Source organism: Bacillus vallismortis (genome assembly GCF_040784915.1).
GTDB lineage: Bacteria > Bacillota > Bacilli > Bacillales > Bacillaceae > Bacillus > Bacillus subtilis_G.
Genome location: NZ_CP160797.1, coordinates 177,501 through 203,150, shown reverse-complemented (window position 1 = coordinate 203,150; position 25,650 = coordinate 177,501). Strand labels below are relative to the sequence as shown.

Here is a 25,650-nt window from a genome sequence, read left to right as displayed (position 1 = left end):
ATGCGCCAGCTCTTACAGCCCGTAAAAAAAAAGAGCAAAGCAACTGACACGCTTTACTCTTTTTCGTTCGGTTTTAATGCATTGAGTACACTTTTCCCCGCAGACTTCAATTTATACCATGTCCAGTCAAATAATTGATTGATTTCTTCAATCTGACCGGTGACTTGTCCAGCAGAGGCCATATACTTTTCGCCATTTACGACGGTTACATCCCCGTCTATTTTGCCTTTAATAATCAGCTTGCCGTTTTTGACAGTGACATCACCTTTGACCGTCTCACCTTCAGGCACGATCACAGTATGGTTCTGCACCACAAGATTCGGCTGCTTAGACACGCTGAAGTTGTGGTCATTATGCCAGCTGTTTAAAAAACCTCCGCCCATCAAAATGATGAATACCGCAGCAGCTGCGATAACAGGATGGGTTCTGAACCACCTTTTCACAGAAGCTCTTTTCTTCTCCTTAGGCAATTTAGCCATGACATTAGCGGTAAAATCCGCGGGGGCTTCGACATGCGATGTGCTCCGGACGAGTGCTATAGATTTTTCCATCTCATAAAAATGCTTTCTGCATTTCTCGCATGTCTCAAGATGTTCATTTAATACGTGTTCATCTTTTGGAAGGATATCTCCATCAAGATGCATATGCATAAGCTGCACAATTTGTTCAGGACAGCTCATTTCATCACCCCACTTAAAGATCCCTTAATTGTTTTCGAAGAGCCTCTCTGCCTCTGTGAATCCGCGTTTTCACAGTCCCCACAGGAATGTTTAGAATCTCGCCGATTTCAATTAATGAGAGTTCGTCAATATACTTTAATACGATAACTGTTCTGTATTTGTCAGGAAGCTTTAAAATTTTCTGCTGAATCGTGTTTGAGAGCTCCAGCGACACTACTTCATCTTCTGGCAAAACTCCGTCTGCGGCGATTTGCGAATACATGGTCAAGCCTTCCGTACCAGCCACCTCTGCATCGAGGTAATAATCCGGCTTCTTTTTGCGAATGCGGTCAATAGTCAAATTGGTCGCGATTCGATAAAGCCAAGTTGAAAATTTCCGGTTAATATCAAAACTGTCGATATTAACGTACGCCCTGATGAAAGCCTCCTGTGCAATATCCTCTGCCTCATGCACATTGCCAAGCATACGGTAGCAAAGCTGATAAATTTTATCCTTGTAAATATCTACGATGTCCGCAAATGCATTTTGGTCGCCTTTTTTGACTTGCTTAATTCTCTTTTTAATCATCATTTCCATATTTATCTAACCTCTGCCTTCACCGGTCTGTATGTATACGAGCTTCGTTTTAAAAGGTTTCAATTTTTTATAAAATAAGTTTAACAAATTTTTGGCAGGGTGTAGATGGTAATTCGTGAATAAACTACCTTAACATATTTTTAAAATTATTATACAGACTGAATAGTTAGAAGTTGGAATGATTTTCACAAAATAAAAAAGACACCTTTTGGTCAAAGGTGTCTGTGACTGGGCTAGCTGGATTCGAACCAACGCATGACGGAGTCAAAGTCCGTTGCCTTACCGCTTGGCTATAGCCCAATAATGGTGGAGGGGGGCAGATTCGAACTGCCGAACCCTGAGGGAGCGGATTTACAGTCCGCCGCGTTTAGCCACTTCGCTACCCCTCCGTATTTTTCAAAGACAGTGCCGGCAAGAGGACTTGAACCCCCAACCTACTGATTACAAGTCAGTTGCTCTACCAATTGAGCTACACCGGCAAGATGGTGGAGGATGACGGGCTCGAACCGCCGACCCTCTGCTTGTAAGGCAGATGCTCTCCCAGCTGAGCTAATCCTCCAAATGGTGACCCGTACGGGATTCGAACCCGTGTTACCGCCGTGAAAGGGCGGTGTCTTAACCGCTTGACCAACGGGCCGTTTGTGTTCTCGTCGATCTGACAAAAGTTATTATATACAGGTTACCCCCTGTTTGTAAAGAGAAAAATTAAATTTTTTATTTTCAAACTTTTTAACTCCTTTTTTAACTGAAAAAGCCTCCCAACATTAGTCATTTATTTTATGATAGAGACAAGCGAAGCAAGAGAGGAGAAACCAATATGATTCTAGTCAGTTCTTGCCTTGGAGGCATTGAATGCAGATACAACGGCTCTCACGCCGCATCAGAGAAAATCAGAAAACTCATCGATGAAAATAAAGCAGTCATGGCTTGTCCTGAGCTTCTCGGCGGCTTTTCCACTCCCCGTGAGCCTGCAGAAATCATCGGAGGCACCGGCGAGGATGTTCTCAATGGAACCGCTAAAATCGTGACAGCCTCAGGAGAAGATGTAACAGAGTTATATATGAAAGGCGCCGCTAAAACATTAGCTTACGCAAAAGAAATTAATGCATCCGCTGTCATATTGAAAGAAAACAGTCCATCGTGCGGAAGCAATTTCATTTATAACGGCACATTCACTGGCAAAAAAATCGCCGGCAGCGGAGTGACCGCCGCACTGCTAAAACAAGCGGGCTGCCGTGTCATTTCAGAAAACCAGTTAGACGACATATTGTAAGGAGGGCACCCCATGACTCAAGACATTTCTTTATCCTTCTATAAACCTGAACATTCGCCGGAACTTCAATCATTTACCCTAAACAACGATGACAAGCGCTTTACCTCTCTCCCCAAAGAGGTGCTGACTCAGGCCTTAGGCATACAGGACCGGTATCCGGCTGTCATCTTAAATGACAATCTGCCAGTCGGCTTTTTCATTTTACATACATCAAAAGAAACGCTTGCTCCCTATACTAGCAATCCATTTGCTTTACTGCTCAGCTCCCTGTCTTTAAACGCTGTACATCATGGAAAAGGCTATGCAAAAAAAGCAATGCTTCAGCTTCCCTCGTTTGTGAGCAGTTATTTTCCATGGTGCGATGAAATCATTTTGGCCGTCAATCACCTAAACACACGCGCAAAACACCTTTATATGAAAAGCGGGTTCCTAGATAAAGGACGGCGAAAAATCGGGCCGCTTGGAGAACAGCTGATTCTTCATTATTTCCTATAGTCTCGGGTGAAATAAAATTTCAAAAATATAAAACCCAGTTGAAATATCATAACGGAAGTGAATATACTGAATAGTAAGATACATCATTTTAAAACAGGGGGCATCCTCATGTCAGAACTATTAAACCTTCACCGGCTTACAACAGAATCACGCAATAGCCAAACAGCGGAAATCCACAAAACAAACACTCTCGGCATCCTCAAGATGATCAACAACGAAGATTTGAAAGTCGCTGCCGCCGTTCAGCAGGTTCTCCCTGATATCAAAACAGCTGTAGACTGCGCATACAACTCGTTTCAAAATGGTGGCCGGCTCATATACACAGGCGCCGGCACAAGCGGCAGACTCGGTGTCATGGATGCTGTTGAATGTCCTCCCACCTACAGCGTAAGCCCGGATCAGGTCATCGGAATTATGGCTGGAGGCCCCAAAGCATTTTTGCAAGCAGCAGAGGGCATTGAAGACAGTGAAGAAGCAGGAGCCGAAGATTTAAAAAACATACAGCTTACGTCAAACGACACAGTCATTGCCATTGCAGCAAGCGGCCGCACACCTTATGCCGCAGGCGCCCTCACATACGCCCGTAAAGTAGGAGCACACGCCATCGCCCTTACCTGCAATGAAAATTCCGCTATCAGCAAGGAAGCTGATCACAGCATTGAGGTTGTTGTTGGCCCTGAGGCCATTACAGGATCAACACGTATGAAAGCCGCAACCGCTCATAAAATGATTCTAAACATGATATCCACCGCAGTAATGGTCAAAATCGGCAAGGTTTACGAAAACTTGATGGTAGACGTCAACGTCAGCAATAAGAAACTAAAAGAACGAGCCATCAGCATCATCCAAAGCCTTACTAACGCTTCATACGACACAGCCAGACATACACTGGAACAAGCCAATGATCACGTCAAAACGGCAATCCTCATGCTCAAAACAAGCACAGATCAAGAAAAAGCTAAAACATTGCTTGATGAAGCAAACGGTTTTATAGACAAAGCAATCGAAAACTACCATTCATGATAAGGAGAGACCGAGCATGGCAACAGGCGGTTTAGCGATCATCCAATCAATGAAGCACAAGCTCCCTCCATCCGAGCGTAAACTTGCGGATTACATCCTAACTCATCCCCACAGGGCAATAGAAAACACTGTCAGCGAAATAAGCACCTTAGCCAATTCAAGTGATGCTGCCGTCATCAGGCTCTGCAAATCACTCGGACTAAAGGGTTTTCAAGATTTAAAAATGAGAGTAGCAGGCGATCTGGCAAAGCCTGCTGTTCAAGGCTACCGGGACATTGCGCCCCACGAACCGCTGTCCTCCATTTCTGAAAAAGCGGCCGGCAATGCCATTCAAGCCATTCAAGACACCTCAGACCTGATGGACTATAAAGAGCTTGAACGAGCGGTTTCTCTGCTTCTCCAAGCACATACTGTGCATTTTATCGGCGTCGGGGCTTCCGGCATTGTCGCCAAGGACGCCCAGCAAAAGTGGCTTCGCATTCATAAACTAGCAACCGCGTTCACAGACACTCATCTTGTGGCATCATTAATCGCAAATGCAGATAAGGATGACATCGTATTCGCTATTTCGTTTTCGGGAGAGACGCAGGAAATCATTGAGCTGCTCACGATGGCTAAGGAAAAAAGCATCAAAACGATCAGCCTCACACAATTCAGTCAGACATCAGTCTCCGCGCTGGCTGATGTCCCGTTGCACACGGCACACTCCAATGAAGCCCTGATTCGAAGTGCAGCCACTTCCTCCCGCCTCGCCCAGCTTTTTATGATTGATGTTTTGTTTTTAGGCATGGCGGCTGAGCGGTACGAAGAAACAACCGGATATATCGATAAAACGAGAGCAGCCATAAAATCTATGAGAAAAAAATAAGGCATCTTGATGAGGAGGGGTTTTGATGAGCAAAGAAAATAACTACCATCATCTCGCAAAGAAAATCCTTGAGCTATGCGGAGGAAAATCCAATATTTCCTCGTATACGCATTGCATGACGCGCCTGCGTATTACGCCTTACGATGAAAGCAATACAGATGCTCACGCTTTAAGAGAGCTTGACGGCGTATTGGGGGTCGTCGAAGCTGAAACCATCCAAATCATCCTTGGAGCAGGAATCGTCAATCATGTCACAGCCGCTTTCTCAAAGCTTGTGTCAGCAGAAGAAGATATCGATGTCAAAGATGCAGCTGCCAAAAAGAAAGCCGATATAAACCGAAAAAACGCCACTCCATTTAAGCTTTTCTTACGTAAAATTGCCAGCGTCTTTATCCCGCTAATTCCCGCACTCGTCGCTTCCGGTTTAATTACTGGGATTACCAAAGCAATCATTCAAGCCGAATGGCTCTCTGCAGAATCACAAGTCGCTATTATCTTGACAGTCATCGGCTCCGGGCTGTTCACTTATCTCGGCATTCTCGTCGGTATTAACGCATCGAAAGAATTTGGCGGAACACCCGCTCTTGGTGCTCTGGCGGGGATCTTGATTTTGAATCCGGAGATCGCAAAGATCGTTTTATTCGGAGAACAGCTTCTTCCGGGCAGGGGAGGGCTGATCGGAGTTCTTTTCGCAGCCATATTCATCGCTTACACCGAACAATTTATCCGTCGTTTTATTCCTCAATCACTTGATATCATTGTCACTCCAACCGTTTCACTGTTAATCACCGGAATCGTAACGTATGTTTTATTTATGCCTTTAGGCGGCTTCATTTCTGATGCCATTACATCCGGCCTTCTGTCCATCCTGGACATCGGCGGCATCGCTGCAGGCTTTATTTTGGGCGCAACCTTCCTTCCTCTCGTCGTGACCGGACTGCATCAAGGCTTGACGCCTGTGCACATGGAACTGATCAATTCAATTGGAAATGATCCTCTGCTCCCGATTCTGGCGATGGGAGGCGCGGGACAGGTAGGTGCGGCCTTTGCCATCTTTGTCAAAACAAAAAAAACAACATTAAGAAAAGCGATCGCCGGCGGGCTCCCCCCAGGGTTTCTCGGCATTGGTGAACCGCTAATCTTCGGAGTTACGCTGCCACTTGGACGTCCGTTTTTAACAGCATGCTTAGGGGCCGGAATCGGCGGCGCTTTTCAAGCATATTTTCAGGTAGCCACCATTGCCATTGGTGTCTCCGGGCTGCCGCTTTCCTTTCTCGTCCTGTCTTCGCAAATTATCCTATATATCATCGGACTCTTTATTTCCTACGCGGCCGGCTTTTTATTGACCTACGCGTTCGGATATAAAGATGAAATGGCTTCTCAGTTCGATTAAATGGTTTCTGTTTTTGGGATAGTAACGGGATAGAAGCATGGAAAGGAGCAAGCCTATGAAAACAAAGACACTTTCCTTATTCAGTGCCATTTTAACCTTTTCTATATTGGTGTCGAATGAAACCTTCGCGCAAACAGCAGACAACCAAATTGAGCCGAAAACCATAAATTCAGAAACTGTACAATTCTCGTCGAAGAAACTAAGGAAGGTTGATCGGATGATAGAACGGGATGTTGAAGCAGGATTTCCAGGCGCCGTTCTTGTTATCGTGAAGGACGGCCGCATCATTAAAAAAGAAGCGTACGGCTACAGTAAAAAGTACGAAGGATCAGAGCTGCTGCGCCGCCCAGTTAAAATGAAAAACCACACGATGTTTGACTTGGCCTCAAATACAAAAATGTATGCAACGAATTTTGCATTACAGCGCTTAGTCAGCCAAGGAAAACTCGACGTCTATGAGAAGGTTTCTGCTTATTTGCCTGATTTCAAGGAGAAGCCGGGAGACCTCATAAAAGGAAAAAACAAAATTCGTGTCATCGATGTCCTGCAGCACCAATCAGGACTTCCCGCAAGCTTTTACTTTTACTCACCGGAAAAAGCCGGTATGTACTATTCTCAGGACCGGAATAAAACGATTGAATATTTAACGAAAATTCCGCTCGATTATGAAACAGGGACAAAACACGTATACAGCGACATAGGATATATGCTCCTCGGCAGTATTGTCGAAAATCTCACCGGTAAACCGCTTGATGTATATGCGGAGCAAGAACTTTACAAGCCGTTGGGGCTGAAGCATACCTTATACAATCCGTTGCAAAAAGGATTTAAACCGAAGCAGTTCGCAGCGACTGAACGTATGGGCAATACGCGGGATCTCTTTATTCATTTCCCTAACATCCGTACAGATACGCTGCAAGGAGAAGTGCATGACGAAAAAGCATTTTACTCAATGGGAGGCGTGTCCGGACATGCCGGATTGTTCTCAAATGCAGATGATATGGCCATTCTGCTGCAAGTCATGCTAAACAAAGGATCATACCGAAGCGTTTCTTTATTTGATCAGAAAACAGCCGGCCTGTTCACGGCACCTTCAGCAACAGACCCAACATACGCTCTTGGCTGGCGGCGAAACGGCAGTAAAAGCATGGAATGGATGTTTGGCTCCTATGCCAGCGAAAGTGCTTACGGGCATACCGGCTGGACAGGGACAGTTACGATCATTGATCCAACTTACAATTTAGGCATCGCATTGTTAACAAACAAAAAGCATTCGCCCGTTGCTGATCCAGAGGAAAATCCTAACGTGTTTGAGGGTGATCAATTTCCAACAGGCAGTTACGGGAGCATCATTACCGCGATTTATGAAGCGATGGAATAAATGATTCGACGATAGGAGGAAGTTTCTATGAAACCTGTCTTTCCGCTTATCCTTTCAGCCGTTCTCTTTCTTTCATGTTTTCTCGGCGCCGGCCAAGCAAAAGCTGCTTCATCCAACAGCTCACCCAACGCCAAGCAGCTTGTCAATCGCATGACGTTAGATGAAAAACTCGGCCAGATGCTGATGCCTGATTTCAGAAATTGGCAAAAGGAGGGCGAGTCTTCTCCACAAGCCTTTACAGAAATGAATAAGGAAGTCGCTAGCCTCATCAAGAAATATCAATTCGGCGGCGTCATCCTTTTTGCGGAAAATGTAAAAACAACAACACAAACTGTTCAATTGACAGACGCTTACCAAAAAGCCAGCCCCAAAATCCCTCTCATGCTAAGTATTGATCAGGAAGGGGGCATCGTAACGAGATTAGGAGAGGGGACTAATTTCCCGGGGAATATGGCACTGGGTGCAGCCAGAAGCAGAATCAATGCCTATCAGACTGGCACCATCATTGGAAAAGAGCTTTCAGCCTTAGGCATTAATACAGATTTCAGCCCTGTCATGGACATTAATAATAATCCTGATAATCCGGTCATCGGCGTACGGTCATTCAGCTCCAATCGAGAACTGACAGCACGACTCGGTTTATACACGATGAAAGGTTTGCAGCGGCAAGATATAGCCTCTGCCCTCAAACATTTCCCGGGACATGGAGACACGGACGTTGACAGCCATTACGGACTGCCTCTCGTTCCCCATAGCCAAGAACGCCTTCGTGAGATCGAGCTCTATCCTTTTCAAAGAGCCATTGATGCCGGTGCTGATATGGTGATGACAGCTCACGTTCAATTTCCTGCCTTTGATGGCACCACATACAAAAGCAAACTCGATGGATCGGACATTCTGGTTCCGGCTACACTCTCGAAAAAGGTGATGACCGGTCTTCTTCGTCAGGAAATGGGATTTGACGGCGTCATCGTTACCGATGCCCTCAATATGAAAGCAATCGCAGATCATTTCGGACAGGAAGAGGCTGTGGTCATGGCTGTAAAAGCGGGCGTCGATATTGCATTAATGCCTGCCTCAGTTACTTCTCTGAAAGAAGAACAGAAATTCGCCCGTGTTATTCAAGCTTTAAAATCAGCCGTGAACAACGGTGACATTCCTGTACAACAAATCAACAAATCGGTTGAAAGAATCATTTCCCTGAAAATAAAACGCGGTATGTATCCAGCTCGACATGACGACAGCATAAAAGAAAAAATAGCCAAAGCCCAGAAAATCGTAGGAAGCAAGCGTCACTTGAAAGCAGAGAAAAATATAGCCGAAAAAGCAGTGACCGTTTTAAAAAATGAACAGCGCACCTTGCCGTTCAAACCTAAAAAAGACAGCAGAATCTTAATTATCGCGCCTTACGAAGAACAAACCGCTTCAATTGAACAAACCATTCGTGATCTCATCAAGCGAAAGAAAATCAAACCCGTGTCCCTCAGCAAAATTAATTTTGCCAACCAAGTATTTAATGCCAAGCATGAAAAACAAGTAAAAGAGGCTGATTATATCATTACCGGCTCCTACGTCGTGAAAAATGACCCTGTCGTCAACGACGGTGTCATCGACGACACCATATCAGATTCAAGCAAATGGACCACTGTATTTCCGAGAGTTGTCATGAAAGCCGCACTGCAGCACAACAAGCCATTTGTCTTAATGAGCCTGCGCAACCCATATGATGCTGCCAATTTTGAGGAAGCGAAGGCGCTCATTGCTGTCTATGGCTTTAAAGGATACGCGAATGGCCGTTATCTTCAACCTAATATTCCCGCTGGAGTTATGGCGATATTCGGTCAGGCAAAACCTAAAGGCACACTCCCAGTTGACATTCCGTCAGTCACGAAACCGGGAGACATCCTTTATCCATATGGCTACGGATTAAATATCAAAACGGGAAAACCGTTTTCATAAGGAGGAACTCATGAGAAAAACAATATTTGCTTTTCTCACAGGGCTCATCATGTTTGGAACGATAACAGCCGCCTCAGCATCACCCGATGCCAAGAATCAAACGGCTAAAAAACCTAAAGTCCAGACCGGCATAGACACGCTTTTGCCAGTTTATAAAAAACAGCTCAAAGGAAAACGAATCGGATTAATCACCAATCCAACCGGCGTAAACGCATCTCTGAAAAGCAGTGTCGATATTCTTCACGAAAACCCTGATATTAAACTGACAGCTTTATTCGGCCCAGAGCACGGCGTCCGCGGCGATGCTCAGGCGGGAGACACAGTAGGCTCTTACATTGACGAAAAAACCGGGATTCCCGTATACAGCCTCTACGGAAAAACGAGGAAACCGACTCCAGAGATGCTGAAAAATGTCGATGTTCTTATGTTTGACATTCAGGATGTCGGGACCCGTTACTACACGTACATTTATACAATGGCATACGCTATGGAAGCCGCTAAAGAAAATGGCATTCCTTTTATGGTGCTGGACCGACCGAATCCTCAAGGCGGGGATCATATTGAAGGACCAGTCTTAGAGCCTGAGTACGCCTCATTTGTCGGACTGTATCCCATTCCGCTAAAGCACGGAATGACAATAGGCGAATTGGCTTTGCTGTTCAACAAGGAATTTGACATTGATGCCGAACTGACAGTGGTAAAAATGAAACACTGGAAACGGAAAATGGATTTTGACGGCACCAGACTGCCTTTCGTCCTCCCATCACCTAACATGCCGACGGTAGAGAGCACATTTGTATATCCTGCAACCGGACTGATTGAAGGAACAAATATATCCGAAGGGCGGGGGACAACAAAGCCATTCGAATTGATTGGGGCTCCCTTTATCAAAAGCACAGAACTTGCAGAAACATTAAACAGACTCCATCTGCCAGGCGTCACATTCAGGGCAGCTTCCTTTACGCCGACATTTTCTAAACATCAGGGAATGCTTTGCCACGGTGTTCAGCTCTATGTGACAGACCGAAAAAAGTTTGAAGCGGTTAGAACAGGCCTTTCACTCATTAAAACAATACACGACCTCTATCCTGAGGATTTTGAGTTCCTAGCAACAGGTTCATTTGATAAACTGGCAGGCAACGGTTGGATCAAAACAGAAATTAAAAATGGCACTTCTATAGATGACATCATAGATCGCTATGAAAAACCACTCAAACAATTCAGTAAAACAAGAAAAAAGCATCTCATCTATTAGACGTAAGCATCGTATGTTACACGTGTAACATGTTCTTACCGAACAAAAGACCCTTACTTTCAAACGAGAGTAAGGGTTTTTTTATGACAAAAACCCACCCGCTTTATATAGGAAAACTTTCATTTATTTGGTACAATCTTATTGAAAATGATTATCAATTGAATGTTTCTGAAAAGGTGGTCTACTCTTGCAAAATACAGTGATTTATTATCCCATACAAATTGAATATCTTAAAAAAACAAGTGATCTCTTCTCAGAACAGCAATTAGCCGATTCATTCGTACTGATCTTTCATGTCAAAGGAAACGGCCATATTTCGATCGGAACAAGCATCAGTCCTCTGCAAAAAAAGACGCTTTATGTTTGTCCGCCTAACGAAACCTTCGGCTTTACGCCTGCAGCCGAAGGACATATAGATACCTGTCTGATCAGGATTCAAAGCTATATCAAGGAATCCGGACGAGATATCTTAACGCCATGTACAGAAACGGAATTAGCCAAACTGAAGCTTGTGAATATATCACATATCGAAAACCTTGCAGCCCGGCTTCAAGAGCTTGCTGCGCTATGGAATGAATCGTCTCAGCTTTCTCACCTAAAATGCATGATTGAAGTACAAAGCCTGATTTATGACCTCATGACTGCCAGTGTATCTGATCTAACGGATACACACTCAGCAATCGAGAAAACAAAACAATACATCGAAACTCATGCAGAAACAAAAATGACACTTGCCCAGTTGTCGCAAATGGCAGGGATCAGCGCCAAACACTACAGCGAAACCTTTAAAAAAAGGACAGGTCAAAGCGTAACAGAATTTATCACAAAGACGCGAATCACCAGAGCAAAACGGCTCATGGCAAGATCAAACTGCAAATTGAAAGAAATCGCTCATCAAACCGGCTATCAAGATGAATTTTATTTCAGCAGAATCTTTAAGAAGCATACAGGCTGCTCACCTACAAGCTATATGAAAAAACGACGAAAAAAAATTGCCGCATACGGAAGAGGCACAATGGGCCACCTCATCCCTCTTCATCACATACCGTTTGCGGCCGCGCTCCACCCAAAATGGACGTCTTACTACTATCAGCATTATTCGACAGATATACCCGTCCAGCTCAGCGCATACCGATTTAATGAAAAATGGGAAGAAAACCTGAATACGTTATCTCAGGCCGAACCAGATGTGATTTTCAGCATGGATTCTATTTCTCAAGAAGAAAAAAATCATCTGAATCGCATCGCAGAAGTCATTTATCTTCCTTCAGAAGAAAGCTGGAGAACTCACTTTCTGCAAACCGCCTCATTCTTAAAGGAAGAGTCCGAAGCAGAAAAGTGGCTCGCGGCTTATGACCAGCAGACGGCGGTCGCCAAAAAAACACTTCAGCACGCCCAAAGGCAGCGTTTTCTCTTTCTGAGGCTGCATAAGCAAAATTTTTATCTGGCACATCATCGAAGCGTCCGCGAAGTCTTTTTTGGAGATTTAGAATTCAGCTCCGCAAAAACGGAAGACACGCCTTCAGAGCAAGCGATTTCGGTAGAAAATATCGCAAATTACCAAGCTGACTGCTTAATGCTTTTTCTATTTAAAGAGCCTGAAACCATTGCTTATTACCAGCAATTGCAGCAGACAGAAGCATGGCAAAACCTAAGCGCAGTACGGAATAACCGTGTATACCTTCTATCCTTTGACCCTTGGAATGAATACTCGGCTTGCGGCCATGAACGGATTGTTCAGCAAACCATTTCTTTACTATCCGGTGATTGTCCATGATAAATATGGAATTTGTCCATGGCGTTATATCCGTTCATTCTCTATAATTCCAATTGATAATAGTTATCAATTGAACAGGAGGCTCTATAGATGAAAAAAATATCTCTTACCTTATTAATCTTGCTTCTCGCGCTGACAGCGGCAGCTTGCGGCAACAAAAATGAATCAACTGCAAGCAAGGCAAGCAGCACAGCATCCGAGAAGAAGAAAATTGAATACCTGGATAAAACATATGAAGTAACTGTACCAACAGACAAAATTGCCATAACGGGAAGCGTTGAGTCGATGGAAGACGCGAAACTGCTTGACGTTCATCCGCAAGGCGCGATTTCATTCTCCGGCAAATTCCCTGAAATGTTCAAAGACATCACAGACAAAGCCCAACCAACCGGAGAAAAAATGGAGCCAAACATTGAAAAGATTCTTGAGATGAAGCCAGATGTCATCCTTGCTTCAACAAAGTTCCCAGAAAAAACACTGCAAAAAATAAGTACAGCCGGCACAACAATCCCGGTTTCTCACATCTCTTCAAACTGGAAGGACAATATGATGCTCCTTGCCCAGCTGACTGGTAAAGAGAAAAAGGCGAAAAAAATCATTGCAGACTATGAACAGGATTTAAAAGAAACAAAAACAAAAATCAATGAAAAGGCAAAAGATTCAAAAGCGCTTGTCATTAGAATCAGACAAGGCAACATTTACATTTACCCTGAACAGGTGTACTTCAACTCCACCCTTTATGGTGATTTAGGTCTTAAAGCGCCGGACGAAGTAAAAGCTGCAAAAGCGCAAGAACTGATTTCATTAGAAAAATTAAGCGAAATGAATCCAGACCATATCTTCGTTCAATTTTCTGATGATGAAAATGCAGATAAACCTGATGCATTAAAAGATTTAGAGAAAAATCCAATCTGGAAAAGCCTTAAAGCAGTCAAAGAAGATCATGTGTACGTTAACTCAGTCGATCCTCTCGCACAAGGCGGCACAGCTTGGAGCAAAGTCCGCTTCCTGAAAGCGGCTGCTGAAAAATTGACACAAAACTAATTCAGAGTAGGTTTTTGTATGTATTCAAAACAGTGGACACGTATCATATTGATTACTTCTCCATTTGCTATTGCACTGTCGCTGCTGCTTTCGATCCTATATGGCGCAAAGCATCTAAGCACAGATATTGTTTTTACATCTCTTATTCATTTCGATCCGGGAAACACAGACCATCAAATTATATGGCATTCCCGGATTCCAAGGGCTGCCGGCGCTCTGCTCATAGGGGCAGCCCTTGCTGTTTCTGGAGCCCTTATGCAAGGCATTACGCGCAATTATTTAGCTTCGCCATCGATTATGGGCGTTTCAGATGGTTCCGCGTTTATTATCACGCTTTGTATGGTTCTGCTCCCGCAATCGTCTTCCATTGAGATGATCATTTACTCTTTTATCGGCTCAGCATTAGGAGCCGTTCTAGTATTCAGCCTTGCCGCCATGATGCCTAACGGGTTTTCCCCCGTGCAGCTTGCCATTATCGGCACAGTTACAAGCATGCTGCTTAGCAGTTTATCAGCAGCCATGTCGATTTATTTTCAAATATCGCAGGATCTCAGTTTCTGGTACAGCGCCAGAATTCATCAAATGAGTCCTGATTTTCTGAAGCTTGCCGCACCGTTTTTTCTGGTCGGCATCGTGATAGCTGTTTCCCTCAGCAAAAAGGTGACTGCTGTATCATTAGGCGACGACATTTCTAAAAGTCTGGGACAAAAGAAAAAAACCATTAAAATCATGGCGATGCTTTCAGTCATCATTTTAACCGGCAGTGCCGTAGCGCTGGCCGGCAAAATTGCGTTTGTCGGATTGGTTGTTCCGCATATCACAAGATTTCTTGTCGGCTCCGATTACAACAGGCTGATTCCGTGTTCATGCATTTTGGGCGGAGTCTTTTTAACCTTATGTGATCTCGCAAGCAGATTTATCAATTATCCGTTTGAAACACCGATTGAAGTCGTGACATCCATAATCGGCGTGCCTTTCTTCCTTTATTTGATTAAACGAAAAGGAGGGGAGCAAAATGGCTAAAAAATATGCAGTGTTCATCGCTTTGATTCTCGTTGTCAGCTATTTCAGCTTAACGAGCGGATCATTCTCCGTTCAGCCGGCTGAGCTGCTCTCCACTCTTTTTCAGATCGATCCGAATCCGCAGTATGAAATTTTGCTGTTCGATTTAAGACTGCCGCGAATTGTCATGGCCGCCATTATCGGACTCGGTCTTGGCATTGCGGGCGCCGTCATCCAAGCCATCACAAGAAACGGGCTTGCAGACCCGGGAATTCTCGGAATTAACGCGGGGGCGGGAGCCGGGATTGTGGCGTTTATGCTCTTGTTCCAAGGCCAGAAGGAAGTGACATCTATAGTTGCGGCGATGGGAATGCCATTTTTCGGGTTGATAGGCGGACTGATTGCGGCGCTCTTGATTTACATATTTGCATGGCACAGAGGCAATTTAGATTCAGGAAGAATTATTCTGGTAGGAATCGCGATCAATTCTGGATTCAGCGCCCTGTCTTTGTTTTTATCATTAAAAATGGACCCGCAAGACTATCAAATGGCCATGGTCTGGAAAAACGGAAGCATCTGGTCTGCCAATTGGACTTACATCACAGCCGTTCTTCCATGGATGCTGCTGTTTATACCTATTCTTATCGCCAAGTCCCGCTTGCTGGACACCATTCGTTTTGATGAAGACACAGTCAGAAGCCTCGGTATTTCATCAAATAAAGAAAAAACCATCCTGCTCGTCGCCTGCGTAGCAATCATCAGCGCCTGTGTCTCCGTAGCGGGTAGCATGGCGTTTGTCGGTTTAATCGCTCCCCACATTTCACGGAGACTGGCTGGTGTCGAACACCGCAATATCCTGCCGCTGAGCGGTTTAATCGGCATGCTGCTTGTAATAAGCGCAGACTTTGCCGGAAAACTGTTTTTCCAGCCAGCGGAAGTGCCCGCAGGCATCATTTTGGCGATCCTCGGTGTTCCTTATTTCTTATACCTGCTTTTCAAGCAAAAAAAGGGGGAAAATGCTTGAACGGATCTCTTTCAGAGCACAAAGCCGGTGAAAGGAAATTTACGCTGTACCTCCCTCCTTCCTACAGCCCAGACAGCAGCAGGAGATTTCCTGCTGTTTACGTGCAGGATGGAAGTTCGTTGTTTCAAGACCAAATCAAATTATTAGAAAGTACATTTCAGCAGCGAAGGCTGCCTGAGCTCGTGTTGATCGGTATCGAACCCGCAAGTCGGCTGGATGAATACACCCCTTGGCCGGCTGCATCACTCAGTGATCGGTTCCCGGACTTCGGAGGCATGGGATATCACTATCTGTCTAACATAACAAACCGATTCATTCCGTTTATCGAAGAAAATTGGAACGTCGCCAGGGAACCGCAGTCAAGAGGAATGATCGGTGCCTCATTAGGCGGACTCATCTCAATGTTCGCCTTAATAAAGTATCCATCAGTGTTCACAAACATAGGCTCTATCTCAGGCTCCTACTGGTACGAGAACGCAGCCGAAGCCATTCATTTATCTTCTTTAAAGCCCGGCACTGCACGTGTCTTTATGTCTGTCGGCAGTGAAGAAGGCTGTGAAAAACAATCTATACAGCGAAATATGCTGCGGAATACAAAGCAAGTGCATCAAAGTTTAAAAGAAAAAGGCTTCACTGAAAATCAGCTATGTCTTTCAATTGAACAAGGGGCGGTGCACCACCGCAAGTACTTCTGCCAACAGTTCATCATTGCGCTCGAATGGCTATACGGAAAAAACCGCTCATAAGATTGAGCGGTTTTTTCATGCTTTCTGCAATACAGGTTTTAATTCAAAACGATTCACCATATAGCCAAACAACGCGGCAAGTATCTGCTGAAACAGCATGCCGATCACCACCGGAACAGCAACCTGAGACGGGAAGAATGTAACGGCAAGAACTGCGCCGGCACTGATATTTCTCATGCCTCCCGTAAAAATAAGAGATACAATTTCCTCTTGGCGCCTTTTCATTATTTTCCCGATCAGCCAAGCAGCGGCATAGCCTGTTAACGCAATAAAGAAGACCGTCACAGCTATTCCTACAAATCTCAAATCAACTGCTTTAAAATAAGGGGCAATCGCTGAACTATTAATCGCAATCACAGCCATCAGACAAAGCTTTGAAAAAGGTGACAGCGCACTGCTAACAGATGCGGTTCTATCTGGAGAAGACATCTGATTAAACAGCATGCCCAGAAAAGAAGGAATCACGACCATCACAATCAGCCCTCTCATCATTCCCCACACATCCATATGAACCTGAGCGCCGGCCAGCAATGAAAGGCTCAGCGGTACGACCAATGGTGACAGCACCGTATCAACCAAGATAATCGAAAGCGTCAAACCGACATTCCCTTTATACATCGCTGCCCAAATCAAGCTTGTAATCCCGGTAGGAATCACAACAGCCAATGTTAAACCTGTGATTGTCAAAGGATCGCCTTTAAATATAAGATGGCCGCTGCCCCAAGCAAAAAGCGGCATGAAAATATGAAGAACAAATAGTGCAAGAATCATAGGAAGAGGATGAGACAACGCATGTCTCAAAGATTGAAAGTTAGCGCTCAAACTGCCTGCAAACGTAATAAAAGCAAAGATCCAAGGCACAGCACTTTCATACCCATTTAAAAATTGAGACAGCAGCACGCCCAGCACAACACTAGCAGGCGTTAAAAGCGGCATGACTTTCCCCAATACATGGTTCAGCTTCTGAAGCGTCATATACAAGTCTCCTATTAAATATTTCTTTCTCACTCTATTATATCAATGCCGTTCAGCCATATGGTATATAAAAAAGCCCAGATCTCATCAATCTGGGCTTTCACACTTTATGTCATTTGCTTCATAAGAGCTTTACTAGCATTGTTCAAACCCTTTACTTCAACTTCAATTCCTTGTTCCTTAAACTTCGCAACAATCTTATCAAGCGCAGCCGCTCCTGAATCATCCCAAACATGGGCCTCAGTTAAGTCAATCACGACTCGCTCAATATCCTCTTGATAAATAAATGCATTCGTAAGATCAGTCACTGACGCAAAAAAGATCTGTCCCTTTACTTGATACGTTCTCAGCTTTTGATCCCCTGCATGCGAAACAATTTTCAGCTTCGAAATTTTTGCCACAAAGAACACCGCACTTAAGAGAACGCCGACGAATACGCCTTTAGACAAGTCATCCGTCACAACAACCGTAATCACAGTCACAACCATGACAATAGAGTCCGTGAGCGGCGCTTTTTTGAGGCCTTTTAAAGAAGACCAATCAAATGTGCCGACAGAAACCATAACCATAACAGCCACTAACGCAGCCATTGGAATTTTCACGACAACAGTACTCAAGACGGCAATTAAAAACATCAGAAAAGCACCAGCAACAAATGCAGATAAGCGTCCGCGTCCGCCCGCTTTTGTATTAATGACAGATTGTCCAATCATAGCGCAGCCTGCCATTCCGCCAAAGAATCCAGTCACGATATTCGCAATTCCCTGTCCGCGGCTCTCTTTATTTTTATCACTGTCCGTATCCGTCATTTCATCAATAATTTGTGCTGTCAGCAAAGACTCAAGTAATCCGACAAATGCTAAAGCAATCGAATAAGGAAAAATGATTTGCAGTGTTTCAAAGGTAAACGGAACATCAGGGATTAAGAAATGAGGCAACGAACTAGAAATATTGCCCATATCTCCGACCGTCCGCACATCCACATGGAAAGTGACCGCAATAATCGTCATCACAATAATCGCGACAAGCGGAGAAGGAACCGCAGTCGTAAACCTCGGCAGTACATAAATAATAACCAACGACCCGGCAAGCATCGCATACATGCTCCAAGAAGCACCTTCAAACTGAGGAAGCTGCGCGGAGAAAATAAGGATCGCCAGCGCATTCACAAACCCGATCATCACAGAACGCGGGATAAATTTCATTAATCTCGCAATTTTACTGATACCTAAAATCATCTGAATGATTCCTGTCAAAATCGTAGCCGCAAATAAATACTGAAGCCCATGATCAGCAACCAGCGACACCATAACGACCGCCATTGAGCCAGTAGCTGCTGAAATCATGCCAGGTCTGCCGCCAAAAATAGAAATGATAATGGCTATACAAAATGACGCATAAAGACCGACCATCGGGTCAACACCCGCTATAATCGAGAAGCCAATCGCTTCAGGTATTAATGCTAATGCAACTAAAATGCCAGCAAGAATGTCTTTTCGGATATTACCGAACCATTGCTGTTGTAATGTAAAACTATTATTCAAATATAACGACTCCTTTTTTAAAAAATAAATCCGCACCGTATCTATTGTGCTGGGAGCTTTCTTTATTTTACGGGAGAAAAGGAAAGGCCAAACGAACGAAGAAAAAGGGGAAACGTTGAGTATGTTGTATAGAGGCAAGGAGTTATTATACAAAGAGTATCATATTAAATGTTAATCAAATATGCAAGATGAATACTGAAGAAAAAAATGGCTAAAACTAGGTTTAAGCCATCTCTGAATTATATCATATCCGGATGAGAAACAAGAATCGTTTTAACAACAGCAATATCTTTTCTCTCATTTGACAACGGATCTATTCCCATCAATTCCTGAATGGCATCCTCATAGTATCAAGCGGGGTTTTCTACATCATCAGTTCAGCAAGCTGAGGCATATCCACGCCACATGATACCCGGACTGGTAGAATCTTGTGTAGGAACAATTATCTTAACAGCAATTATAAAAAAACAAGCAATCGTCATGAGTAAGATGGAAGTAGCGTACGGTTTAGGAGCCCTTTTCATGCCGTTGCTGTCTGGTTTTTTAATTAGCAATAATGTATGGGCATTGGCATTTCTGGTATTGGGGCTAATTTCATTTCTTCTGATGCTTGTTTGGAGCCGAATGAGCTTTGGCAGCTTTGACGATTTGCTCATTCGTCAAACAGACACTTCGGGCAATGGAAAACAAGCACCTATAAGTTTTTCGAAGACTTGGCTTACTGTTTATTTCTTTAGCAGCTGCGTACTTCTTTTTTATGGAGCCATGAAGTATCGATTGTTCACTTTATCCCTTCTATCTTCGCTGAGAAATGGGAGATTTCTAACTCCTTAGCAACCATAACGGTAACAATATATTGGATCGGTATAATCATAGGTCGTTTACTGATTTTGCAGGGTTTGTTCTTTGTTTCTTTTTAGGCTTATTTATGACTGGCATGTTTACCATTGCTTTAATTATCACCAATCAATTCTACCTTGGAAAAACAGAACAAACGACAAGCATACTGCCAACGGATTAGGCGGTTCTATCCCGCCAATCGCAGTTGGATGGCGTCTAGATGAATTCTCAGTACATACTGCATTGGTTATTTACAACTCTCATGTTGAACATGCTGAGGATTGTATTGGTATTAAAAGTATTAGAAAACCTGAAAAGCAAAAAGCTCGATAAAATGGATACTGATGAAAACAAATCAGTACAGATATAAACCAAAAAACCCAGCTCATTGAGCTGGGTTTTACCTTGCTTGGCGGCGTCCTACTCTCACAGGGGGAAACCCCCGACTACCATCGGCGCTGAAGAGCTTAACTTCCGTGTTCGGCATGGGAACGGGTGTGACCTCTTCGCTATCGCCACCAAACAATTTGAGAGATGTTCTCTCAAAACTAGATAACAGATGTGACATCATTCAAAATGTGGTTAAGTCCTCGATCGATTAGTATCTGTCAGCTCCATGTGTCGCCACACTTCCACCTCAGACCTATCAACCTGATCATCTTTCAGGGATCTTACTTCCTTGCGGAATGGGAAATCTCATCTTGAGGGGGGCTTCATGCTTAGATGCTTTCAGCACTTATCCCGTCCGCACATAGCTACCCAGCGATGCCCTTGGCAGAACAACTGGTACACCAGCGGTGCGTCCATCCCGGTCCTCTCGTACTAAGGACAGCTCCTCTCAAATTTCCTGCGCCCGCGACGGATAGGGACCGAACTGTCTCACGACGTTCTGAACCCAGCTCGCGTACCGCTTTAATGGGCGAACAGCCCAACCCTTGGGACCGACTACAGCCCCAGGATGCGATGAGCCGACATCGAGGTGCCAAACCTCCCCGTCGATGTGGACTCTTGGGGGAGATAAGCCTGTTATCCCCGGGGTAGCTTTTATCCGTTGAGCGATGGCCCTTCCATGCGGAACCACCGGATCACTAAGCCCGACTTTCGTCCCTGCTCGACTTGTAGGTCTCGCAGTCAAGCTCCCTTGTGCCTTTACACTCTGCGAATGATTTCCAACCATTCTGAGGGAACCTTTGGGCGCCTCCGTTACCTTTTAGGAGGCGACCGCCCCAGTCAAACTGCCCACCTGACACTGTCTCCCCGCCCGATAAGGGCGGCGGGTTAGAAGGTCAATACAGCCAGGGTAGTATCCCACCGATGCCTCCACCGAAGCTAGCGCTCCGGTTTCCAAGGCTCCTACCTATCCTGTACAAGCTGTACCAACATTCAATATCAGGCTGCAGTAAAGCTCCACGGGGTCTTTCCGTCCTGTCGCGGGTAACCTGCATCTTCACAGGTACTATAATTTCACCGAGTCTCTCGTTGAGACAGTGCCCAGATCGTTGCGCCTTTCGTGCGGGTCGGAACTTACCCGACAAGGAATTTCGCTACCTTAGGACCGTTATAGTTACGGCCGCCGTTTACTGGGGCTTCAATTCGCACCTTCGCTTACGCTAAGCGCTCCTCTTAACCTTCCAGCACCGGGCAGGCGTCAGCCCCTATACTTCGCCTTACGGCTTCGCAGAGACCTGTGTTTTTGCTAAACAGTCGCCTGGGCCTATTCACTGCGGCTCTCTCGGGCTTGCACCCTAACAGAGCACCCCTTCTCCCGAAGTTACGGGGTCATTTTGCCGAGTTCCTTAACGAGAGTTCTCTCGATCACCTTAGGATTCTCTCCTCGCCTACCTGTGTCGGTTTGCGGTACGGGCACCTCTCACCTCGCTAGAGGCTTTTCTTGGCAGTGTGGAATCAGGAACTTCGCTACTATATTTCACTCGCCATCACAGCTCAGCCTTATGGGAAACGGATTTGCCTATTTCCCAGCCTAACTGCTTGGACGCGGATATCCAATACCGCGCTTACCCTATCCTCCTGCGTCCCCCCATTACTCAAATGGTGAGGAGGTGGTACAGGAATATCAACCTGTTGTCCATCGCCTACGCCTTTCGGCCTCGGCTTAGGTCCCGACTAACCCTGAGCGGACGAGCCTTCCTCAGGAAACCTTAGGCATTCGGTGGAGGGGATTCTCACCCCTCTTTCGCTACTCATACCGGCATTCTCACTTCTAAGCGCTCCACCAGTCCTTCCGGTCTGGCTTCACAGCCCTTAGAACGCTCTCCTACCACTGTTCGAAGAACAGTCCGCAGCTTCGGTGATACGTTTAGCCCCGGTACATTTTCGGCGCAGAGTCACTCGACCAGTGAGCTATTACGCACTCTTTAAATGGTGGCTGCTTCTAAGCCAACATCCTGGTTGTCTAAGCAACTCCACATCCTTTTCCACTTAACGTATACTTTGGGACCTTAGCTGGCGGTCTGGGCTGTTTCCCTTTCGACTACGGATCTTATCACTCGCAGTCTGACTCCCAAGGATAAGTCATTGGCATTCGGAGTTTGACTGAATTCGGTAACCCGGTAGGGGCCCCTAGTCCAATCAGTGCTCTACCTCCAAGACTCTTACCTTGAGGCTAGCCCTAAAGCTATTTCGGAGAGAACCAGCTATCTCCAGGTTCGATTGGCATTTCACCCCTACCCACACCTCATCCCCGCACTTTTCAACGTGCGTGGGTTCGGGCCTCCATTCAGTGTTACCTGAACTTCACCCTGGACATGGGTAGATCACCTGGTTTCGGGTCTACGACCACGTACTCATGCGCCCTATTCAGACTCGCTTTCGCTGCGGCTCCGCATCTTCTGCTTAACCTTGCACGGGATCGTAACTCGCCGGTTCATTCTACAAAAGGCACGCCATCACCCGTTAACGGGCTCTGACTACTTGTAGGCACACGGTTTCAGGATCTGTTTCACTCCCCTTCCGGGGTGCTTTTCACCTTTCCCTCACGGTACTGGTTCACTATCGGTCACTAGGGAGTATTTAGCCTTGGGAGATGGTCCTCCCGGATTCCGACGGAATTTCACGTGTTCCGCCGTACTCAGGATCCACTCAGGAGAGAACGAAGTTTTGACTACAGGGCTGTTACCTTCTATGGCGGGCCTTTCCAGACCTCTTCATCTACCTCGTTCTTTTGTAACTCCGTACAGAGTGTCCTACAACCCCAAGAGGCAAGCCTCTTGGTTTGGGCTAATCCCGTTTCGCTCGCCGCTACTCAGGGAATCGCATTTGCTTTCTCTTCCTCCGGGTACTTAGATGTTTCAGTTCCCCGGGTCTGCCTTCTCATATCCTATGAATTCAGATATGGATACCACTCCATTACGAGTGGTGGGTTTCCCCATTCGGAAATCTCCGGATCAAAGCTTGCTTACAGCTCCCCGAAGCATATCGGTGTTCGTCCCGTCCTTCATCGGCTCCTAGTGCCAAGGCATCCACCGTGCGCCCTTTCTAACTTAACCGTTAAAAAGAATCACTATGTGATATCTTGTATTACTAATTGAATGTGATGTCTACTGTTATCTAGTTTTCAAAGAACAACGTATAGGACATGCTAACACATGCGTTCCCACAGATGTGGCGCATTTAGCAGGTGTTCCTATGTTTTTGAAGGAATGATCCTTCAAAACTAAACAAGACAGGGAACGTTCTGTTTATAAGACCCAAGGTCTTATATTCCGTAATATATCCTTAGAAAGGAGGTGATCCAGCCGCACCTTCCGATACGGCTACCTTGTTACGACTTCACCCCAATCATCTGTCCCACCTTCGGCGGCTGGCTCCTAAAAGGTTACCTCACCGACTTCGGGTGTTACAAACTCTCGTGGTGTGACGGGCGGTGTGTACAAGGCCCGGGAACGTATTCACCGCGGCATGCTGATCCGCGATTACTAGCGATTCCAGCTTCACGCAGTCGAGTTGCAGACTGCGATCCGAACTGAGAACAGATTTGTGGGATTGGCTTAACCTCGCGGTTTCGCTGCCCTTTGTTCTGTCCATTGTAGCACGTGTGTAGCCCAGGTCATAAGGGGCATGATGATTTGACGTCATCCCCACCTTCCTCCGGTTTGTCACCGGCAGTCACCTTAGAGTGCCCAACTGAATGCTGGCAACTAAGATCAAGGGTTGCGCTCGTTGCGGGACTTAACCCAACATCTCACGACACGAGCTGACGACAACCATGCACCACCTGTCACTCTGCCCCCGAAGGGGACGTCCTATCTCTAGGATTGTCAGAGGATGTCAAGACCTGGTAAGGTTCTTCGCGTTGCTTCGAATTAAACCACATGCTCCACCGCTTGTGCGGGCCCCCGTCAATTCCTTTGAGTTTCAGTCTTGCGACCGTACTCCCCAGGCGGAGTGCTTAATGCGTTAGCTGCAGCACTAAGGGGCGGAAACCCCCTAACACTTAGCACTCATCGTTTACGGCGTGGACTACCAGGGTATCTAATCCTGTTCGCTCCCCACGCTTTCGCTCCTCAGCGTCAGTTACAGACCAGAGAGTCGCCTTCGCCACTGGTGTTCCTCCACATCTCTACGCATTTCACCGCTACACGTGGAATTCCACTCTCCTCTTCTGCACTCAAGTTCCCCAGTTTCCAATGACCCTCCCCGGTTGAGCCGGGGGCTTTCACATCAGACTTAAGAAACCGCCTGCGAGCCCTTTACGCCCAATAATTCCGGACAACGCTTGCCACCTACGTATTACCGCGGCTGCTGGCACGTAGTTAGCCGTGGCTTTCTGGTTAGGTACCGTCAAGGTACCGCCCTATTCGAACGGTACTTGTTCTTCCCTAACAACAGAGCTTTACGATCCGAAAACCTTCATCACTCACGCGGCGTTGCTCCGTCAGACTTTCGTCCATTGCGGAAGATTCCCTACTGCTGCCTCCCGTAGGAGTCTGGGCCGTGTCTCAGTCCCAGTGTGGCCGATCACCCTCTCAGGTCGGCTACGCATCGTTGCCTTGGTGAGCCGTTACCTCACCAACTAGCTAATGCGCCGCGGGTCCATCTGTAAGTGGTAGCCGAAGCCACCTTTTATGTTTGAACCATGCGGTTCAAACAAGCATCCGGTATTAGCCCCGGTTTCCCGGAGTTATCCCAGTCTTACAGGCAGGTTACCCACGTGTTACTCACCCGTCCGCCGCTAACATCAGGGAGCAAGCTCCCATCTGTCCGCTCGACTTGCATGTATTAGGCACGCCGCCAGCGTTCGTCCTGAGCCAGGATCAAACTCTCCGATAAAATGGATCACAGGTTAAGTTCATCGCATCCTGCGATGACACCTGCGTGACCTGCGTCCTACAGGCCTAGTTTGACTGACTACGCACATTGCTGTGCGATTTATAAAAAATGAATTAACAGGTACGTTTTGTCTTGTTTAGTTTTCAAAGATCATTTCGTTTGGCCTTGTTAAAGCAACTTTATTAGTATACAACGCTACTTCTTCAAAGTCAACAACTTTTTTCTTTTTTAATTACACTAGCGTGCAATTGCTTGGCGGCGTCCTACTCTCACAGGGGGAAACCCCCGACTACCATCGGCGCTGAAGAGCTTAACTTCCGTGTTCGGCATGGGAACGGGTGTGACCTCTTCGCTATCGCCACCAAACAATTTGAGAGATGTTCTCTCAAAACTAGATAACAGATGTGACATCATTCAAAATGTGGTTAAGTCCTCGATCGATTAGTATCTGTCAGCTCCATGTGTCGCCACACTTCCACCTCAGACCTATCAACCTGATCATCTT

At 45.8% G+C, this 25,650-nt stretch carries 17 protein-coding genes, 5 tRNA genes, 5 rRNA genes and 1 pseudogene (1 of these 28 cut by a window edge); 14 read left to right on the top strand and 14 right to left on the bottom strand.

Annotation, left to right across the window (positions count from 1 at the left end; genetic code table 11):
• Window positions 1-53 precede the first annotated feature (53 nt).
• The 7 genes from rsiW to ABZM97_RS01125 form a co-directional block, all read right to left on the bottom strand.
• Window positions 54-680 carry an anti-sigma-W factor RsiW gene (gene rsiW, locus ABZM97_RS01155; RefSeq protein WP_087992005.1) on the bottom strand — a complete coding sequence of 209 codons (627 nt, stop codon included), beginning with the start codon at window positions 678-680 and terminating at the stop codon, window positions 54-56.
• Between the two features lie 13 nt (window positions 681-693).
• Entirely contained in the window at window positions 694-1,257 is a 564-nt protein-coding gene (gene sigW, locus ABZM97_RS01150; RefSeq protein ID WP_087992004.1) for an RNA polymerase sigma factor SigW, read from the bottom strand.
• A 228-nt stretch (window positions 1,258-1,485) separates the two neighbouring features.
• Window positions 1,486-1,557: transfer RNA gene (locus ABZM97_RS01145), tRNA-Gln, on the bottom strand.
• 4 nt (window positions 1,558-1,561) lie between these two features.
• A tRNA-Tyr gene (locus ABZM97_RS01140) sits at window positions 1,562-1,646 on the bottom strand.
• A gap of 17 nt (window positions 1,647-1,663) precedes the next feature.
• Window positions 1,664-1,736 (bottom strand) — tRNA-Thr (locus tag ABZM97_RS01135).
• Between the two features lie 4 nt (window positions 1,737-1,740).
• Window positions 1,741-1,816 (bottom strand) — tRNA-Val (locus ABZM97_RS01130).
• A 3-nt stretch (window positions 1,817-1,819) separates the two neighbouring features.
• A tRNA-Glu gene (locus tag ABZM97_RS01125) sits at window positions 1,820-1,894 on the bottom strand.
• A gap of 180 nt (window positions 1,895-2,074) precedes the next feature.
• Between ABZM97_RS01125 and ABZM97_RS01120 the strand changes: the two genes are divergently transcribed.
• The 13 genes from ABZM97_RS01120 (at window position 2,075) to ABZM97_RS01060 (ending at window position 16,497) form a co-directional block, all read left to right on the top strand.
• Complete coding sequence (locus ABZM97_RS01120; RefSeq protein WP_289346327.1) at window positions 2,075-2,530, top strand: DUF523 domain-containing protein; 456 nt, start codon at window positions 2,075-2,077, stop codon at window positions 2,528-2,530.
• A 12-nt stretch (window positions 2,531-2,542) separates the two neighbouring features.
• Window positions 2,543-3,025, top strand: a complete 483-nt coding sequence (locus ABZM97_RS01115; RefSeq protein WP_202329099.1) for a GNAT family N-acetyltransferase — start codon at window positions 2,543-2,545, stop codon at window positions 3,023-3,025.
• Between the two features lie 108 nt (window positions 3,026-3,133).
• Window positions 3,134-4,048, top strand: coding sequence for an N-acetylmuramic acid 6-phosphate etherase (gene murQ / locus ABZM97_RS01110; protein WP_367387129.1), 915 nt, complete (start codon window positions 3,134-3,136; stop codon window positions 4,046-4,048).
• 16 nt (window positions 4,049-4,064) lie between these two features.
• Window positions 4,065-4,916 carry a MurR/RpiR family transcriptional regulator gene (locus ABZM97_RS01105; RefSeq protein ID WP_087992000.1) on the top strand — a complete coding sequence of 284 codons (852 nt, stop codon included), beginning with the start codon at window positions 4,065-4,067 and terminating at the stop codon, window positions 4,914-4,916.
• Window positions 4,917-4,941: 25 nt separating this feature from the next.
• Complete coding sequence (locus ABZM97_RS01100; RefSeq protein WP_087991999.1) at window positions 4,942-6,309, top strand: PTS transporter subunit EIIC; 1,368 nt, start codon at window positions 4,942-4,944, stop codon at window positions 6,307-6,309.
• Between the two features lie 55 nt (window positions 6,310-6,364).
• Entirely contained in the window at window positions 6,365-7,690 is a 1,326-nt protein-coding gene (gene pbp4b / locus ABZM97_RS01095) for a penicillin binding protein PBP4B (RefSeq protein WP_367387128.1), read from the top strand.
• Between the two features lie 27 nt (window positions 7,691-7,717).
• Window positions 7,718-9,649 carry a glycoside hydrolase family 3 protein gene (locus ABZM97_RS01090; protein WP_367387127.1) on the top strand — a complete coding sequence of 644 codons (1,932 nt, stop codon included), beginning with the start codon at window positions 7,718-7,720 and terminating at the stop codon, window positions 9,647-9,649.
• Window positions 9,650-9,659: 10 nt separating this feature from the next.
• Window positions 9,660-10,904, top strand: coding sequence for an exo-beta-N-acetylmuramidase NamZ domain-containing protein (locus tag ABZM97_RS01085; RefSeq protein WP_202329106.1), 1,245 nt, complete (start codon window positions 9,660-9,662; stop codon window positions 10,902-10,904).
• A gap of 187 nt (window positions 10,905-11,091) precedes the next feature.
• Window positions 11,092-12,681 (top strand): AraC family transcriptional regulator, encoded by a 1,590-nt coding sequence (locus ABZM97_RS01080; RefSeq protein ID WP_087991995.1) that lies wholly within the window; start codon window positions 11,092-11,094, stop codon window positions 12,679-12,681.
• A 90-nt stretch (window positions 12,682-12,771) separates the two neighbouring features.
• The gene (feuA, locus tag ABZM97_RS01075) at window positions 12,772-13,725 is read left to right on the top strand and encodes an iron ABC transporter substrate-binding protein FeuA (RefSeq protein WP_087991994.1); all 954 of its coding nucleotides are present in this window, start codon (window positions 12,772-12,774) and stop codon (window positions 13,723-13,725) included.
• An 18-nt stretch (window positions 13,726-13,743) separates the two neighbouring features.
• Complete coding sequence (locus ABZM97_RS01070) at window positions 13,744-14,748, top strand: iron ABC transporter permease (RefSeq protein ID WP_087991993.1); 1,005 nt, start codon at window positions 13,744-13,746, stop codon at window positions 14,746-14,748.
• Window positions 14,741-15,751 (top strand): iron ABC transporter permease FeuC, encoded by a 1,011-nt coding sequence (gene feuC / locus ABZM97_RS01065; protein ID WP_202329108.1) that lies wholly within the window; start codon window positions 14,741-14,743, stop codon window positions 15,749-15,751. Before ABZM97_RS01070 ends, feuC begins: the two co-directional genes overlap by 8 nt.
• Complete coding sequence (locus tag ABZM97_RS01060; RefSeq protein ID WP_202329109.1) at window positions 15,748-16,497, top strand: alpha/beta hydrolase; 750 nt, start codon at window positions 15,748-15,750, stop codon at window positions 16,495-16,497. Before feuC ends, ABZM97_RS01060 begins: the two co-directional genes overlap by 4 nt.
• A 15-nt stretch (window positions 16,498-16,512) precedes the next feature.
• Here the strand turns inward: ABZM97_RS01060 and ABZM97_RS01055 are convergent, their stop codons facing one another.
• Window positions 16,513-17,433, bottom strand: coding sequence for a bile acid:sodium symporter family protein (locus ABZM97_RS01055; RefSeq protein ID WP_333516843.1), 921 nt, complete (start codon window positions 17,431-17,433; stop codon window positions 16,513-16,515).
• A gap of 146 nt (window positions 17,434-17,579) precedes the next feature.
• Complete coding sequence (locus ABZM97_RS01050; protein WP_367387126.1) at window positions 17,580-19,016, bottom strand: SulP family inorganic anion transporter; 1,437 nt, start codon at window positions 19,014-19,016, stop codon at window positions 17,580-17,582.
• A 414-nt stretch (window positions 19,017-19,430) separates the two neighbouring features.
• Here ABZM97_RS01050 and ABZM97_RS01045 point away from each other — a divergent pair.
• Window positions 19,431-20,226 (top strand): annotated as a pseudogene (locus ABZM97_RS01045) (MFS transporter); the annotation flags it as partial.
• A 37-nt stretch (window positions 20,227-20,263) separates the two neighbouring features.
• Here the strand turns inward: ABZM97_RS01045 and rrf (ABZM97_RS01040) are convergent.
• From rrf (ABZM97_RS01040) to ABZM97_RS01020, 5 genes are all read right to left on the bottom strand, one after another.
• Window positions 20,264-20,379: ribosomal RNA gene (gene rrf / locus ABZM97_RS01040) — 5S ribosomal RNA — on the bottom strand.
• A gap of 55 nt (window positions 20,380-20,434) precedes the next feature.
• A 23S ribosomal RNA gene (locus ABZM97_RS01035) occupies window positions 20,435-23,362 on the bottom strand.
• Between the two features lie 233 nt (window positions 23,363-23,595).
• Window positions 23,596-25,145 (bottom strand): 16S ribosomal RNA (locus ABZM97_RS01030).
• Between the two features lie 250 nt (window positions 25,146-25,395).
• Window positions 25,396-25,511: ribosomal RNA gene (gene rrf, locus ABZM97_RS01025) — 5S ribosomal RNA — on the bottom strand.
• A 55-nt stretch (window positions 25,512-25,566) separates the two neighbouring features.
• Window positions 25,567-25,650 (bottom strand): 23S ribosomal RNA (locus ABZM97_RS01020) (it continues 2,844 nt past the right edge of the window).
• Together the 16S, 23S and 5S rRNA genes form the textbook arrangement of a ribosomal RNA operon.